We start from the raw sequence: 15,424 nt of genomic DNA on the forward strand, positions 1-15,424 counted from the left end.
CCGCCCTTGTCGTTCATAGCAACTTGCTGTACTGTATGTACGAGGCTATTCCCATTACGGCAAAAGGAGAAAAATCTATGTCTGCTCATATGCAGACAACGGCGCAAAGGGCTTCATCCGATGCAGTAGAGCAAGGAGAGGCAGCTATCGTCGTTGACAATTTTAGCAAAAGTTACGGCTCAAATAGAGTCGTGAATCATTTACAGTTCAGCGTGCGGCAAGGGGAGGTCTTTGCCCTGCTTGGCCCCAACGGAGCAGGCAAAACTACAACGGTCGAAACGCTCGAAGGATATCGCACACCAGACGAAGGCACGATTCGCGTGCTTGGCCTGGACCCGTTACGCGAGGCACAGACGCTCAAACCACAAATCGGTGTCATGTTACAACAGGACGGCCTCTATCCAGGGCTGACAGCGCGCGAGGTGCTACACCTCTTCGCTGGTTATTACAAACAACCACAAAACATCGACGCATTGCTTGAACGAGTGGGACTAACATCTGCTGCAAAAACACGCTGCCGTCGCCTCTCTGGTGGACAGAAGCGTCGTCTGGCACTGGCAGTTGCATTAGTGGGCAATCCAGCGCTGGTGTTTCTGGACGAACCAACCGCCGGGATGGACCCCCAGGCACGGTTAGTCACCTGGGAAATCATCCGCGACTTACAGCAAAAAGGGGTAACGATCCTGCTCACAACTCACCTGATGGACGAGGCTGAGCGGCTGGCTGATCGCGTCGCCATTATCGATCATGGAGAGTTGATCGCGCTGGATACCCCGGCCAACATGACAGGGGTACAAAACGCCAACATGGTACGCTTCGTCGCTCCCGCCGGACTGGATTGCCAGCAAATGGCGGCCTTGCCCTCAGCTCGGAAAGCGGAAGAGGTGCGCCCTGGAAGCTATTTGATAGAAATCAACGAAGCAGGCAGCATCCCGGCACTGCTGGCCGATCTGACGGCCTGGCTACGAGATCAACACGTGACCCTATCAGAACTGCGTGTTGGGCATGGCTCGCTGGAAGATCTCTTCTTACGTCTGACCGGATCGGAGGTGCGAGAATGATTGCAACGGGCGAACAGCGACAACCTGAGAGCAGTGCAGCCGCTCCCCTCGTGCGTCAAATCGCGACGCAAACACAGTTTGAACTTCTGCTCACCCTCAGACGAGGTGAAAACGTCCTGGTCACATTGATCGTTCCGGTATTGTTGTTGATCTTCTTCACATCGCTCAATATTGTACCCGCTGTCAACGGCAGCTCGATTAACTTCCTGCTCCCAGGCATTCTCGCGCTGGCAATCATGGCAGCTGGGATGGTCAACCTGGGAATCGCAACGGCCTATGAGCGCTACTATGGCGTGCTAAAGCGGTTGGGGAGTTCTCCTCTACCACGCAGCGGTCTGATCATCGCCAAAGTGATCTCGATCCTCATTCTGGAAGTGATACAGGTCTTGTTGCTGGTCGGTATTGCAATCACGCTCTACGGATGGCATCCGGTTGGGTCTCCGCTCCTTGCCCTGCTCTCTATTGCGCTGGGAACGGTGACATTCGCGGGACTGGGATTGGCAATGGCGGGGGCATTGCGTGCAGAACTGACACTGGCGGGGGCCAATGCGCTATTCTTAATTTTTGTGCTGATCGGCGGCGGCATTCTCCCGCTCGACCATCTCCCAGCCCCATTAGCTGCTTTTGCACAGATCCTACCTGCCGCAGCGCTAACACAGGCATTGCAAGCCACAATGAGCAACAGTTCCACCCTCCCAACCGGACCGCTCATTGTCCTGGCAGTGTGGGCCATCCTCATTCTTCTGGTGGCAATACGCACATTCAAGTGGGAATAATCAGCATAGTGTATCTACTGATTGAATGGCTCTACCTTCTTTCTGGTCTCAGGACGATAAAGGGGTAGAGCCATCGTTCTTTCAGAGATGCGCTGATATGGAGAGTCATAGGCACGTGTCAGTATTTTGCTACACGAGAAGAGCGCGTTATCCCTGCTTGGCTGGCAAGGAAGGCTGTTCCTCTTCTTCTTCCTCTAATTCGGCCTCGTCGTCGCTGGCTCCCTGCCACTGGACAACCGCAAGCAGCAACATCACAAGAATTGTGACGTGAATAACAGTACACCAGGCACAAATCTTGTGTAGTGCCACGACTTCAGCATATACCAGATAGAACACCGACAACATACCAAGCGCCGCCCATACCAGTTCCGCAAGGAGAACTCGTCGCTCACCCGGGCGGAATTGCCAGCCAAGCAAGGCCAGGCCTCCGCTGACAATAAACCAGAGCAGGCCGGGAATAGTGATAGGAATAGCGGTGCCAGGCACTAGCGAGTAAGCACTGGAGAGGACGCTCTCACAATCAATCAAGCCGCCTGTAGAGCAGACAAGCGGCGCCCCCTGATAATGCACAAAGGTCAAGTAGATCGAGACTGCCATACCCAGGAGAGAAAGAATCAACCAGGCAATCTGCCCTCCCGAACGCTGCAAGAAGGTCATAGAAATTCCTTCCTCGTCTTTTGATTACGATAAACAATCATAAGCGCCTGATAGGTTACATCATATTCTGATGATGTAAAAGGCGCTATTTATTAGCACTGTTTAGCACCTAGCATAGCGCTGAGGAGGGGGGATGTCAATGGGAGTCTATTGCCGACAAGCTGGCAGGTCGTAGAAGAGTGTGCAAAGAATTCGGGAAGATTGCTGTGCTCTATAACTGCACACTCTTCATCAAGGCAAAGCTATTCTTTTACAACAGGGGGCGTCACCTGCTCGGCAAAATGGCAGGCAGCGTAATGTTCGCGACCTTCTTTGGCCTCAAAAGCTGGCTCGATCTCACGGCAAATCTGTTGTGCCATTGGACAGCGAGTATGAAAACGGCAGCCAGAGGGAATATTGATGGGACTGGGAAGATCCCCAGAAAGAATAATACGTTGTCGTTTCTTCTCAACCTTTGGATCGGGAATCGGCACCGCTGAGAGTAAGGCTTTGGTATAAGGATGTTTGGGGGCAGCATATAGTTCGTCGCGATCCGCCAGTTCCATGATCTTGCCGAGATACATCACCGCAATACGATCAGCCACATGGCGCACCACGCTGAGGTCATGTGAGACAAAGAGATAGGTCAGGTGAAATTGCCGCTGCAAACGCTGAAGGAGATTGAGCACCTGAGCGCGCACCGAGACATCCAGAGCCGAGACTGGCTCATCTGCCACCACGAATTCGGGATTGATCGAAAGGGCGCGTGCCACAGCAATACGCTGGCGTTGCCCTCCACTAAACTCATGTGGATAGCGGTCGGCATATTCAGGGCGCAGCCCAACAACTTGCAACAGCTCAACGACCCGCTCTCGAATTTCGGCAGGAGTCCCGGTGCGATACACCTGCATAGGTTCGGCGATCAATGAACCAATAGTAAAGCGAGGATTGAGCGAGGCGTAAGGATCTTGAAACACCATCTGCACGCGACGACGCATCTGTCGCAGTTCCTCGCCCTCAGTTGTCGCCAGATCTTTATTATCAAAAAGGATCTGCCCAGCGGTTGGCTTATAGAGCCGTATGATCGTACGGCCAATCGTCGTCTTCCCAGAGCCACTCTCACCAACCAGACCAAGCGTCTGGCCACGCTCGATAGAGAACGTGATCCCATCAACGGCGCGTACATGGCCGACGACGCGCTGCATCACAATCCCTCTCGTCAAAGGGAAATGCATCTTGAGGTCGCGTATATCGAGCAACGTCTTGCTCCCGACCAGAGTATCTGCCATCTTCCTAAATTTCTCCTTACGATGCACTCGATGCGGCCTTACTCGCAGCCGCCTCCATAGCAGCTTTTTGCGCTTCCATTCTGATCTGGCGGCGACGTTCTGCATATGCCTGATCGCGCGGATCAGTAACATCGGCCCAACACGCCTTACGGTGAGCGGCATTATCGCCCACAGGATCAAGAGAGGGCATCGTGCGGCAGATGTTACGAGCGAAGTAGCAGCGCGGCATAAAGGGGCAGCCCGTAGGCGGATTGAGCAGATCAGGCGGGGCACCCTCAATCGTTTTCAGTTCTGAGTGACGCTTTTCGTCCAGGCGCGGGACAGATGCAAGCAGACCAATAGTATAGGGATGCCGAGGATTGGCGAAAAGCTCTTCGGTCGGACCTTCTTCAATCACCTTTCCAGCATACATCACAATCACGCGATCAGCCACGCCAGCAACCACACCGAGATCGTGCGTGATCAGGATTAATGACGTGCCAAACTCGCTACAGACGCCCGCGATTAGCTCAAGTATCTGTGCCTGCACTGTCACATCCAGCGCGGTGGTTGGTTCGTCCGCAATCAACAATTTGGGATTGCAGGCCAGGGCAATTGCGATCATGACGCGTTGACGCATACCGCCACTAAATTGATGAGGATACGAGTCAAGACGTTCGGTAGCAGCAGGAATGCCAACCTGTTCCAACAAAGAGAGCGCACGTTTGCGAGCCTCGCCCTTTGAGAGCTTGAGATGGATGCGTAGCCCTTCCGCTATCTGTTGCCCAACGGTCATTGTAGGATTGAGACAAGTCATAGGATCTTGAAAAATCATGCCTATTTTGCCGCCGCGAATCTTGCGCATTGCGCTCTCAGGCAGTTCCAATAAATCCTGACCATCGAACATGATGCTGCCTCCCGCGTATTCACCGGGAGGTTGAGCAACAAGGCGCATGATGGAGAGCGATGTGACGCTTTTCCCACAGCCACTCTCGCCCACAATCGCCACCTTCTCTCCGGGCTTGACCGCGAAGCTCACCCCATCGACCGCCCGCACATGCCCCGACTTCGTTTTAAAGTATGTTTTAAGATCCTGCACTTCTAGCAGATTTTCTCCCAAGTTCGTCTCTCCTTTTCGCTCAAGTTTACCGCTCCGTCATATGAGGATCGAGGGCATCGCGCAGTCCATCACCCACCAGATTGCAGCTCAACACCGTCACGAAGATGAGCAGCGCTGGAGCAAACACGAGCCAGGGGGCGGTATCATAGAGTGCCTGCCCACCGCTGACCATATTGCCCCAGCTTGCAGAGGGAGGATGTAGACCAAAGTTGAAGTAGCTTAGCACAGACTCGCTAATAATATTGATGCCGATGAGCAGTGTTGCGTTCACGATAATTGGACCGGCTGCATTCGGCAGAATATGCCGGAACATCAAGCGGAAATCTCCAGCGCCAATGGTACGGGCGGCAAGCACAAATTCGCGCTGCTTGAGCGCAATAAACTCACCTCGAACCAGGCGCGACGTAGTAGCCCAGCCCAAAAGAGCGATTAGCAGAATAACCGTCCTGGGAGAACCATCAGAGAACGACGCGGAGAGGACAAACAGCAGCAACAGGTATGGCACCGACAGCATTATATCGGTCAGGCGCATCAAGATGTTATCGATGATGCCACCGAAGTAGCCAGCAATAGAACCAATGCCGATACCGAAAATCAGCGCCACCAGCATCGAGATAAGCCCGACCAGCAACGAAACTTGCCCGCCTGCCATCGCACGAGCGAACTGGTCACGGCCAACATCATCGGTGCCAAAAGGGTATTGCCAGGAAGGTGCCAGCGCTGCATCGGTTGGATGCAGAACATCCGGCCTGCTATGTCCAGTGACAAAGGGACCGAGAAAGCAGAACAGAAACAGCAAAATCAGGGCGGCCAGGCCAACGAGGGCCGCTTTATTACGAATAAACCGGTCGAAAATGATACGTCCCTGGCTACGACGCTTCTGCGTTAATGCAGGCGTCAGTTCCAGCATAGGCTCGTCTTCTATAGAGGCTATAGTATTATCGACCCGTCCAGGTATATCCATGTAAAGTACTCCTCTCTCCTCCTGATAAGCTACGAGTAGCGAATACGGGGGTCCACGATACCATAAAGGATATCGGCAATCAGGTTAAAACCAATCACAAACACGGCACCCACCACGAGCATAGCTAAGAGAACAGGATAGTCACGCACATCGAGAGAGTTGAGGAACAACGACCCCATACCCGGCCATTGAAAAATGCCTTCTGTGATAGTCGCTCCACTGGCAACCGAGCCAAAATCGATGGCGGCCACAGTGATCAGCGGGATGATCGAGTTGCGCAGGGCATGGCGAAACAAGACAGAGGAGGGGCTAACCCCTTTGGCGCGTGCTGTGCGCATATAATCTTGCTTCACCACATCAATCGTACTGGAGCGCATATAGCGGCTCCATCCTGCAACAAACAGCGTGGCGAGAGTGAGCGTAGGTAGAACTATATGGAGAAATCGATCAAAAAAGGAATTAAAAGCATCAAAGGTATAGCCGAGAGTCTCGGTACCGGAGACGGGCAACCAGTGAAGCTGGACGCCGAAAATGTCTTGTAGGAAGATGCCTAGGATAAAAGCAGGCATAGCAAGACCAAAGTAGGAAATGGTTGTCAGTATATAATCAACGACACTATTCTGACGAACCGCAGAGATTGTACCCAGGATAATCGCCAGAATTAAAGCCAGGGAGAGGGCAATCGCGAATAGCTCAATTGTTGGAGGGAAGCGCTCCGCAAAGATGTCTGAAACAGGCTGATTGGTAGCAAACGAATAGCCAAAGTTTCCGATCAAACAATTTCCTAGCCATTTTATATATTGTACGGGCAAGGGCTGGTCCAGACCAAAGCGAGCACGCAAAGCGGCACGACCGGCAGCATCCAGGTGCGGATTGAAGATGACCTGATCAGCCCCGCCGGGCAATGCATGGATCAAGAGAAACATAGCAATAGAAAGTAGGAAAAGCAACGGAATGGCCTGTAGCACTCGCCGAATAATATATCGACCCATGAGTACCTCCACAAGAAAAACACGGCCATAAATACGGTAAAGTTTTTTGTTAAATGTAGTCTACCATGTTTATGCCAGTTTTAACAATAATGTCTCTGGCTGGAGATCCACGCCAACCAGAGACACCTTCTCTTGTTTATTGAAGACAATGAGTCAAAGACTCATAATCAGCCCAATGAAGCTAGCACTTGCCGTCAGTACACCACCATTCCCAGATGTTGACGGTCTCTGATGCACCCATCGGACCGGGAAGGTAGTTATGGACGGTTTTCTTTGCCACAGCAATATCAGATGGGCTGTAAAGAATCGCGAATGGGAAGTCGGTCAGGTAGATCTCATGGAGCTTGTTGAACGCATCCTGGCGCACAGCGGGATCAGCGGAGGTCTGCTCTTGTTTTTGTAGAGCATCCACTTTAGGATTGCTGTAGAAGCTCCAGTTCTGGCCCTGGCCACCATTCTTAGGGATGGCGTCGGTGCCAGTCAGCGTTGCATCATCGGGATCGTAAACCCAGGCATTCTCAAACTCAGCCAGATCATGCTTGCCGCCATTCAAGAATGGGCCAAAGAATTCGCTGGCGGGACGATTATCAATATTGATTTTCACACCGATATCTTTGAAGTTGGACTGAAGGATCAACTCGTCATCTTCACGCCAGGGTTTACCAGAAGTGGTCGTATATTTAAATTCGAGCTTCTTGCCACCCTTTGTACGATAGCCATCAGAACCTTTGACCCAACCGTCTTGATCGAGCAGTTGGTTTGCACCAGCAGGATCAAACTTGGGACAGGGAGCATCGGCCTGATAACCAGGGTTAAATGCCTTACCATGATCGGTACACAACGGGAGTGCCTGGCCCTTACGAGCAGTTTTAATCAAAGTGTCATGATCGATTGCCATCGCCATTGCTTTACGTACGGCGAGATCTTTACCCAGGATAGGATTGTTGAAGTTGAAGATCATAACCTCGAAGTTCGAGGCATTTGGATTCACTACCAGATTGTAGTTCGCCAGAGCCTTGTATGATGCGGTTTTGCTGACATCCAGGAACCAGCCAGAGGTAGAACCATTCGACTGGAAATCTTTCAAAATCGTATCCTGGTTGGAAATAACCTTGAACACGACCTTATCAAGATAAGGCAGACCTTCAGAGGCGCGGAAGTAGTTGGGGTTTTTCACCACCGTATAATGGTTGCCGGGGACGCTCTCGGCCATCATGAAAGGACCGCTCACGACGGATGGATTCAGGTTATCTTTGGATTTCAAGATGGAGTCGGGCGACATGCTCTCGAAATGATGCTTTGGCAGAGGAGCAAAGCCACCATCGGTCCAGATCGCCACGAATGGTGCAAATGCGCTTTTCAGATGGAAAGTAATGCTGAGCTTATCAGAAGAGACATCAGCCGAGGTAATCAGATTGAAGCCGGTGGTATTTGAGGCACCAAACTTAGGGTTGTTCCACAGTTTCCAGGTGAAATCAACATCCTCAGCGGTCAAAGGCTGGCCATCCGACCATTTCAAGCCGGGTTTAAGCTTAAAGGTCCAGGTTTTCAGATCAGCGCTGATGTCGCCGTTCGCTGCGGTCGGCATCTCTGACACGATATAAGGGTTAATTTTGCCATCTTTATCGCCAACAAACAAAGGCGAATAGATTGCCTGATCAACGAGGGTATTAAATGTTTGCGCACCACCATTAGGGATCAATGAATCCGGCTCATTGCCAATATCATCGATCCACGTCCCTCCCTTCACAGGCTGAGAGTTATTACTCTGCTGGGTACTGCTGGTCGGTGTTCCCTGTGCGCCACAACCACTTAGCACCAGTACAAACAATGCTAAGAAGGAAAACGCACAGACAAGAAGCCGGGGTCTAGGATGTTTCGGCATCATGTCCTCCTCGAAAAATAACTTCGGTTTCAAAAAAGGCTACCTTAAATTTAGAATAGCATGTGTCCAGTAAGGAGTAGCAGTTCCTCCCCTGGTTATGTAGAGCGGACGCCAAACGTATAACTTCATCATCTCTCACGATACAGTCTGGTTACAGGGCAAGCAACCAGACCTACAAATTCATCGATATTGATACAACACCTTTGAAGTTTGATTAGCGTTATATGTACTACGCTTCTTCCTGGTAATTTCTCACACAATTTCTTTGCAGAACATTCATAATGCCATATCTTTTTCATCGTTCCAAATTACTATGAGGATTAGCCCTAACCACCTCGCATCTCTCGCCAGCTTGCATGCAGTTTCTTTTCGTTCAGCTTTTTCTTTATGACTTTTTCGTGCGCAGCTAACTCATCCTACACATTCAGTCTTGACAAAAAAACCTGAATGAGAGTGTTTTTCTGCTAATCTCATTCAGGTCTTTTAGCTTCCAGAGCTGTTTGGTATTGTTAAGTGTTCCCGACAGGGATCGAACCTGCGCACCCGGTTCCGGAGACCGGTGCTCTATCCACTGAGCTACGGGAACTTCAATGGAGATAATAGCATACTCGTCAACGACTTTCAAGCCACTTCTCCATTGATTTTTGCGATACAACAGGAATCACCACCATTTTAGAGTTCATCGCCGGTCTCCGCAACCTTGCCGATCTCAGGGATCTCGCCCTCGTTTTGCACCTCAAAGAGGCGGGCAAACTCCGGTGGCAACTGGGAACGCACATCCTCGATCTCGCCCATCGAAACGGTCTCCGCAACTAAAGCCAGCACAACACGTGCATGATACTCAGCGTCAACAAGGTTCACGCCCTCACGCCTGCTCACTCGATAGAAGAACTCATCCAATGAAAAGCCTTCTCCCCTCTCTTCATTGGTCAATTGCAGATACAACCCAAGCTCAGGCGGAAGTTGTGCTGCAAGATGTTCTACCTCGTGACCCTCCATGCGCTCCGCCAATGCCTCAAGCGTTGCCCGTGCCGCCAGCACTGCCTGCTCCGGGGTTGCAAGGCTAGCACGACTGCGCACTTTGCTAATAAACTCTTCATATTTCATATGCTACTCCTTCTCTCTAGCAGCGGCATTTTCCAGCACTTTCTCGTCTCTTTCCTACTTGCACGATCCCTTGCGCTGAAAAGTTTCTAGCAGGCACAACCGCTAAAAGCCACGATACGCGTGCAAACTTCCGCCAATCTATAAATTTATACGCCTTTCTAGCTAATTTATTCTTTTCACATCATAAGATTTATGCATTTATTGACATTCATTATTTTTAAGAATTTACAAATGTAGCCTGTTAATGGTATTGTAGGATTCTTGAGAATGTTGCAAGGGAGGTCTACTATACTATGGCACTACCACCACCATCCCACCCGAACCGACGAGGGCTTATCAGCAGCTATCTATCTCAGCGACCGACCACGCCTCTATCTAGCCATGTAACGCAACTCGCATATGAGGAAGCGATCGTCGGTCCCGATACACCTACACTGACCGATGAATCAACACAACCCCAAACTGATCTAGCGCAAAAAAAATTGCCTGTCACACGCATATTTGCCGTTGCCCTCGTACTGGCTCTGGCCATTGGCCTCTATTTTATCTGGAGTCCCACTCCTACAGCCGCGACCGTTCCGCCAGTTACGCAGCAGAACTTCGGGCCATCAGCAACCACAACAGGAGCAACCAGTAGTAACACCGATGCCTCCACAAGCAATCCAGCTACAAGCGCTGGCAGCATTCAGGTCTATATCGTCGGAGCGGTCAAGCGGCCCGGCGTCTATATGCTGCCCACCAATGCACGCGTCTATCAATTGTTGCAGGCGGCAGGTGGTCCGTTGCCCAATGCCAATCTTGTGTCGCTCAACCTTGCAGCCAGATTGAACGATGGGCAGGAGGTCTATGTCACGATGCAAGGTGAGAAGCCTCCCAGCTATACCGGCGGCGTACCCGCTCCCGGTTCTTCTACGAGCGATACAACTGCTACCACCGCGCTCGTGAATATCAATACCGCAAGCTCACAGGAGATGCAACAAAAGCTGCATATTAGCAGCACGACAGCCTCAACAATCATTACTTACCGCACACAACATGGTCCGTTCACCTCCGTTGATCAACTCGATGGGGTCGTCAGCAAATCCATCTATGACAAAATAAAAGGATCGGTGGCGGTCTCATGAAAGCGGTTCTCGTTCCGCGAGGACTACTGCTGGTGGCAATCGGGCTGCTCTGGTTGGCCGGGATATTTCTCGGCTCTTTTCTAACCATGCCTCCGCTCGTCTTCCTGATAGGCGCGGCAATGGCACTGATCCTCTGCCTGCTGCTCTGGCAGTATCAACAGGAGAGAATGCTTCTCCTGCTGCTCTTCTGCCTGCTTGCCGGTGCATGGCGCTATAGCCTCGCTTTGCCCGCTAATACGCCACACTCTATTGCCAGCTACATTGGTTCTCCATCCCTGCAAATACGCGGCGTGGTCGCCGATGAACCCAAATTACAGGGTAGGAGCCGCACGTTACTTATCACAGTGAATCAGGTAAGCAATGACAACGGCGCATCGTGGCAAGAAGCAGCGGGAACCATTCTAGTCTACTCATCTGGCATCACCATTGAGACCCCTTATGGTGCCAATTATGGCGATAGCGTGAAGCTACAGGGGAAATTACAACCACCTGAACCACAGTCCGCCCCAGGCATTTTTGCGAGCATGACCTTCCCTCGCATCTCTGTTCAGGGAACAGGAGGCAATATCCTCATCGTCTGGCTCTACCATCTGCGCGTCCTGCTTGCCAATATCATTACTCAAGCACTCCCCCAACCAGAAGCAGCACTGCTTATCGCGCTGCTGCTCAGCTTGCATACCCCGGCACTCGCCCCGCTGATCCCCGCATTCAACGCCACTGGCACAGCGCATCTCATTGCCCCCAGCGGCTTTAAAGTAACGATCCTGGCTGGTATTATCAGCAACATGATGTCATTGCTGGAAAAAGCTTCAGGAAGCAAACGCGGAAGGGCAAAAAGTCCTCTCCGCTGGATCACAACGGCAAGTACGATTGTAACCATTCTTGCATATACTCTCCTGAGCGGTGCTGGTCCAGCTGCGCTGCGAGCAGGAATCATGGGTATGCTGCTGGTGGTGGCTCCTCGTACAGGTCGGACATATAACATCTATACGTCCCTGTCGCTGGCGGCCATCATCATCAGCGCAATTGATCCCCTGACGTTATGGAGTGTGAGCTTTCTGCTCTCGTTCCTGGGAACGCTGGGTATTGTCATGCTGACGCCTTTTTTTGAGCGCCTGCTCCATCCCATGCAACGCCTCCTTTTTGGACATACCCTGGTGGAAATTGTTGCCGTGACGCTGGCCGCTCAGATCGCCACATTTCCCATTACAACGATTGTCTTTCAACAGCTTTCATTTATCGCACTGTTTGCGAACGTACTGACCGTCCCACTCCTGGGAACCTTTCTTGTGCTGGGCTTACTGGTTGGTATTGGCGGCCTCATTTTTATTCCTCTAGGAATGCTCTGCGGCTGGCTGGCATGGCCTTTCCTGTGGTATCTCAAAACAGTCATAGATATCTGCGCTGCCACCCCAGGAGCTGCTATCCCTCTCAATACGATGAGTAGCGTTGTAGCATGGGGCTACTATATCGCTCTGGCATCCCTGTACATCATCCTTTTGCGCAAAAGAGACGACACAACAAAAAGAAAACAGCACACAGGCGCAAAAGTATCGCCATCCTCACGACGCTTACTGCGCATCCTACAGCTAGGCGTCGCTGCCCTCATCATCCTGGGAACAGGGGTGAGCGTTCTGACGCCTCAGAGCACCGACAAGTTCAGCGTGAGCTTTCTCGACGTTGGGCCAGCAAGATCCGTCTCGCAAGGCGAGGCTATTTTTATCCGCACAGCACAGGGTCAAACCGTATTGATTGACGGCGGCCTAGATGCGGCCTCGCTCTCGCAGGCTCTGGATAGCCGTCTCCCCTCGTGGCAGCGCACGCTTGACGTTGTAGTTCTTACCGCGGCCAGGCCAGAGCATATTACGGGACTCCTGGATGTTATCCAACGCTTCCAGATTAAAGAAGTGATAGATGCAGGTATGCTTCATCCTAATACAACTTATGCACTCTGGAGACGTATAATTAATGAACGCAACCTGCCCTACTTATCCGTTTCCGAGGGAACAACCATTCCAATAGGTGCCGGGGTTGCATTACAGATATTGTGGCCCCAACACTTGCACAAAGGAAGCAACGAGGTCTGGGACAATAGCCTGATTGTACGTGTTCAAGCACCAGGGATGCATACACTTTTGCTAGGTGCTGCCGCACAGAGCCAGTATGCGCTTACAGGACTATTGATGAACCTCACCTCAAGTTATCTGGAAGCGGATATAGTACAAATAGTAGGGGAGATCAACAAAACTTATCCAACAGCGTTACAGGAGGTCTTACGAAAAGCTCATCCAACGGCCTTGATCATCACGCCACCGTCAGTCCGTGCAAATCAGAGCAAGGGAAGTGATCCAGTTGCTTCCAACCCATTGCCAGCAACAGAAACAGACTGCCAGGTGATCCAAACTGCACAAACCGGAACGGTGGAAATCGAAAGCAACGCTGATGGCTGGAATGTGAATATATTGTAATCGATATTACACAACCAGCGTGATATCATTACGAGCTAGTGAAAGATTTACATATTAATCGTACTGAATGTTAGAAAGACTCGTCAGATGATCTGCCCACGTTGTGGAAATAATGTACCAGAAAATAGCTCGATCTGTCCGGCATGTGGAACCGTTTTTGGCGGCGTGAAGAAAAGCACACAGCCCTCGACCACGTATGGGCAGTTCCCACAACACGACATTGGAATGCGCCCGTCAGATCAACACGATGCATCCCATATCGCGCCGCCACCACATTTCGCTCAACAACCGGGAGCGGGGGTTGCACAAAATGCTCCACCTTTCTATTATCAATCCAGTTCGCACAGTGGACCAGGGTATCATCCGCCATTCACCGCTAACTCAACACCGCCATTTAGAAAAGATACCGCAATGGTGACAGAGTTTATTCTCTCACTCTTCGGGCTATTCGGTGTCGGCTGGATCATAGCAGGATCAACAGCGACGGGGATCATTCTGCTTATCGGTAGTGTTTTCATCTACTGGCCACTGATGATAGGGGGAGTGATTCTTACTCGCGGCATTGGTCTGCTCTGTCTTGGACCCATCGCAATAGGAGCAATCATCCTGAATACACTACTCTTGATGATGGCCCTCCGCCGCAAAACCGTCAGATTCGCGGCTCCCCCTCCATCGCCAGCAAGGAATTATCCACCTTTCTAAATGAACACCAAAATATCCAAATACGCCGACTCCAGACGTCCCGTCCTTCTTTCCTTCTTTCTAAAGGGGCTTTATTTCGGGAACGCGAGCCGGCGATATTTTTCCTTCGACTCTAACCACGCCTCATCAGAAAGGCCCAGCTTTTCGCGCAACGCATCCAGCGAAATACCTGCTCGCAACTGCTCCACAGCAAAAATATCGCGCAATAGTTGCAGTGTCACGCGTTTCCTGATATCAGCGTCCTTCACAGCACGCGCCAGGATATAATTCAGATTGCGATCTGTGCATTCAAACACAGAATCCGTAAGATGATAGGTCTCCTGGTATTTTTTAAAAATCGTTGTAAATTCGGACGGAAGAGCCAGGCGACGCTCCCGATGCTGCTTTCCGGTAGTAGCAGGAAAATGCACGGTAATTAAAGGCGTCTGCGGATCAGTCAGATCAATATGACGAACCTTTAAGCCCATCACTTCCTCTTTTTTCAAGCCAGCCAGCAAAACAAGGTAGACCAGCGAATGGCAGCGTGGATCTCCAGAGGCAGCTGCAATGAGACGCTGTACTTCATCTTCAGACAACAGCTCTGGCAGAGGAGGCAAAGGACGTTCTAAAGTAAGACTCGCGGAGGGATCTTCTCTAATAACTCCCTCATGGGCTAACCAGGAGAAGAAGTTTTTGAGGAAGGTGATCCGACGCGCCATTGTTTTAGGCGCTGGAGTATGATCCGTACCGAATTTCAGCTTCATCAGCCAATCCGTCAACGTTTCCTTCGTGACCCGTCCAACAGGTATGTCATGACCAACGTGATCGCCAAACATCTTTAGATCGGAAAGAAAACAGGTTATCGTATAGTTCGACTTTCCCCTCAACGTCAACTCCTGTCGATAAGGTACAGCACAGGCGGCCAGACTGGATTGATCGGTGAGCAGGTGAGTAGATACTGGCGAAGGCAACGTTGTCTCCACCTCATCATGCACTTCCGCAACAACAGTTGAAGCCCCAAAAAGACCCGATTCCAAAACGGAACCGTCTTCCGTGCGAACTGGTTCTGGCTGCGTTTCCTGCCTGGAGTCCTTTTGCATGTAACACTCCTTAGCTATCTATGTCACTCAAACATCACTACGCTTTTCATTATAGCAGAATCAACCCATCTGGTATAGAGAGTCAAAAGAACAGGGGTTCTTCTCTACGGCAATTTCATACACCTCTCACAGCAAAGCTGATTCTACAGATAGCTGAAAATCCAATGAAAGGTGCAGAAAAAGAGCAGGCAACATGAGGTGCATCCGGCAAGCAGTTCACGAGGCCACCCGATAGCCTTGCT

Annotated in this window: 13 protein-coding genes and 1 tRNA gene; 5 read left to right on the forward strand and 9 right to left on the reverse strand. The window is 51.1% G+C overall.

The window, feature by feature from the left end; all coding sequences use genetic code 11:
• Positions 1-77: 77 nt before the first annotated feature.
• Positions 78-1,061, forward strand: a complete 984-nt coding sequence (locus K3T83_RS09155; protein ID WP_220202661.1) for an ABC transporter ATP-binding protein — start codon at positions 78-80, stop codon at positions 1,059-1,061.
• On the forward strand, positions 1,058-1,837 hold the full coding sequence (locus K3T83_RS09160; RefSeq protein ID WP_220202662.1) for an ABC transporter permease: 780 nt from the start codon (positions 1,058-1,060) through the stop codon (positions 1,835-1,837). Before K3T83_RS09155 ends, K3T83_RS09160 begins: the two co-directional genes overlap by 4 nt.
• A gap of 147 nt (positions 1,838-1,984) precedes the next feature.
• Here the strand turns inward: K3T83_RS09160 and K3T83_RS09165 are convergent, their stop codons facing one another.
• The 8 genes from K3T83_RS09165 to K3T83_RS09200 form a co-directional block, all read right to left on the reverse strand.
• On the reverse strand, positions 1,985-2,494 hold the full coding sequence (locus tag K3T83_RS09165; RefSeq protein WP_220202663.1) for a vitamin K epoxide reductase family protein: 510 nt from the start codon (positions 2,492-2,494) through the stop codon (positions 1,985-1,987).
• Between the two features lie 242 nt (positions 2,495-2,736).
• Positions 2,737-3,762 (reverse strand): ABC transporter ATP-binding protein, encoded by a 1,026-nt coding sequence (locus K3T83_RS09170; RefSeq protein WP_220202664.1) that lies wholly within the window; start codon positions 3,760-3,762, stop codon positions 2,737-2,739.
• A gap of 16 nt (positions 3,763-3,778) precedes the next feature.
• Positions 3,779-4,861 carry an ABC transporter ATP-binding protein gene (locus tag K3T83_RS09175; protein WP_220202665.1) on the reverse strand — a complete coding sequence of 361 codons (1,083 nt, stop codon included), beginning with the start codon at positions 4,859-4,861 and terminating at the stop codon, positions 3,779-3,781.
• A 25-nt stretch (positions 4,862-4,886) separates the two neighbouring features.
• Positions 4,887-5,825 (reverse strand): ABC transporter permease, encoded by a 939-nt coding sequence (locus K3T83_RS09180; RefSeq protein WP_220202666.1) that lies wholly within the window; start codon positions 5,823-5,825, stop codon positions 4,887-4,889.
• Between the two features lie 29 nt (positions 5,826-5,854).
• A complete protein-coding gene (locus tag K3T83_RS09185; RefSeq protein ID WP_220202667.1) occupies positions 5,855-6,817 on the reverse strand; it encodes an ABC transporter permease in 963 nt (320 codons plus the stop codon).
• Between the two features lie 181 nt (positions 6,818-6,998).
• Entirely contained in the window at positions 6,999-8,705 is a 1,707-nt protein-coding gene (locus K3T83_RS09190; RefSeq protein WP_220202668.1) for a peptide ABC transporter substrate-binding protein, read from the reverse strand.
• 511 nt (positions 8,706-9,216) lie between these two features.
• Positions 9,217-9,288: transfer RNA gene (locus tag K3T83_RS09195), tRNA-Arg, on the reverse strand.
• 86 nt (positions 9,289-9,374) lie between these two features.
• Positions 9,375-9,809 carry a DUF2267 domain-containing protein gene (locus K3T83_RS09200; protein ID WP_220202669.1) on the reverse strand — a complete coding sequence of 145 codons (435 nt, stop codon included), beginning with the start codon at positions 9,807-9,809 and terminating at the stop codon, positions 9,375-9,377.
• A gap of 293 nt (positions 9,810-10,102) precedes the next feature.
• Here K3T83_RS09200 and K3T83_RS09205 point away from each other — a divergent pair, with 293 nt between their 5' ends.
• The 3 genes from K3T83_RS09205 to K3T83_RS09215 all read left to right on the forward strand — a co-directional run bounded on the left by K3T83_RS09205 (position 10,103) and on the right by K3T83_RS09215 (position 14,103).
• Positions 10,103-10,933 (forward strand): ComEA family DNA-binding protein, encoded by an 831-nt coding sequence (locus tag K3T83_RS09205; protein WP_220202670.1) that lies wholly within the window; start codon positions 10,103-10,105, stop codon positions 10,931-10,933.
• Positions 10,930-13,401 carry a ComEC/Rec2 family competence protein gene (locus tag K3T83_RS09210; RefSeq protein ID WP_220202671.1) on the forward strand — a complete coding sequence of 824 codons (2,472 nt, stop codon included), beginning with the start codon at positions 10,930-10,932 and terminating at the stop codon, positions 13,399-13,401. Before K3T83_RS09205 ends, K3T83_RS09210 begins: the two co-directional genes overlap by 4 nt.
• Positions 13,402-13,488: 87 nt before the next feature.
• Positions 13,489-14,103: a zinc ribbon domain-containing protein gene (locus tag K3T83_RS09215; RefSeq protein ID WP_220202672.1), complete on the forward strand. Its 615-nt coding sequence runs from the start codon at positions 13,489-13,491 to the stop codon at positions 14,101-14,103.
• A gap of 71 nt (positions 14,104-14,174) precedes the next feature.
• Here the strand turns inward: K3T83_RS09215 and K3T83_RS09220 are convergent, their stop codons facing one another.
• Complete coding sequence (locus K3T83_RS09220; protein WP_220202673.1) at positions 14,175-15,182, reverse strand: tyrosine-type recombinase/integrase; 1,008 nt, start codon at positions 15,180-15,182, stop codon at positions 14,175-14,177.
• Between the last annotated feature and the right edge of the window lie 242 nt (positions 15,183-15,424).

It is taken from the genome of Reticulibacter mediterranei (genome assembly GCF_016587455.1).

Bases quoted from the DNA above. Each gene is read 5' to 3' on its own strand.
- K3T83_RS09220 (WP_220202673.1), bottom strand. From the start codon at position 15,182: ATGCAAAAGGACTCCAGGCAGGAAACGCAGCCAGAACCAGTTCGCACG.
- K3T83_RS09165 (WP_220202663.1), bottom strand. From the start codon at position 2,494: ATGACCTTCTTGCAGCGTTCGGGAGGGCAGATTGCCTGGTTGATTCTT.
- K3T83_RS09190 (WP_220202668.1), bottom strand. From the start codon at position 8,705: ATGATGCCGAAACATCCTAGACCCCGGCTTCTTGTCTGTGCGTTTTCC.
- K3T83_RS09170 (WP_220202664.1), bottom strand. From the start codon at position 3,762: ATGGCAGATACTCTGGTCGGGAGCAAGACGTTGCTCGATATACGCGAC.
- K3T83_RS09215 (WP_220202672.1), top strand. From the start codon at position 13,489: ATGATCTGCCCACGTTGTGGAAATAATGTACCAGAAAATAGCTCGATC.
- K3T83_RS09180 (WP_220202666.1), bottom strand. From the start codon at position 5,825: ATGGATATACCTGGACGGGTCGATAATACTATAGCCTCTATAGAAGAC.
- K3T83_RS09205 (WP_220202670.1), top strand. From the start codon at position 10,103: ATGGCACTACCACCACCATCCCACCCGAACCGACGAGGGCTTATCAGC.
- K3T83_RS09185 (WP_220202667.1), bottom strand. From the start codon at position 6,817: ATGGGTCGATATATTATTCGGCGAGTGCTACAGGCCATTCCGTTGCTT.
- K3T83_RS09200 (WP_220202669.1), bottom strand. From the start codon at position 9,809: ATGAAATATGAAGAGTTTATTAGCAAAGTGCGCAGTCGTGCTAGCCTT.
- K3T83_RS09160 (WP_220202662.1), top strand. From the start codon at position 1,058: ATGATTGCAACGGGCGAACAGCGACAACCTGAGAGCAGTGCAGCCGCT.
- K3T83_RS09155 (WP_220202661.1), top strand. From the start codon at position 78: ATGTCTGCTCATATGCAGACAACGGCGCAAAGGGCTTCATCCGATGCA.
- K3T83_RS09210 (WP_220202671.1), top strand. From the start codon at position 10,930: ATGAAAGCGGTTCTCGTTCCGCGAGGACTACTGCTGGTGGCAATCGGG.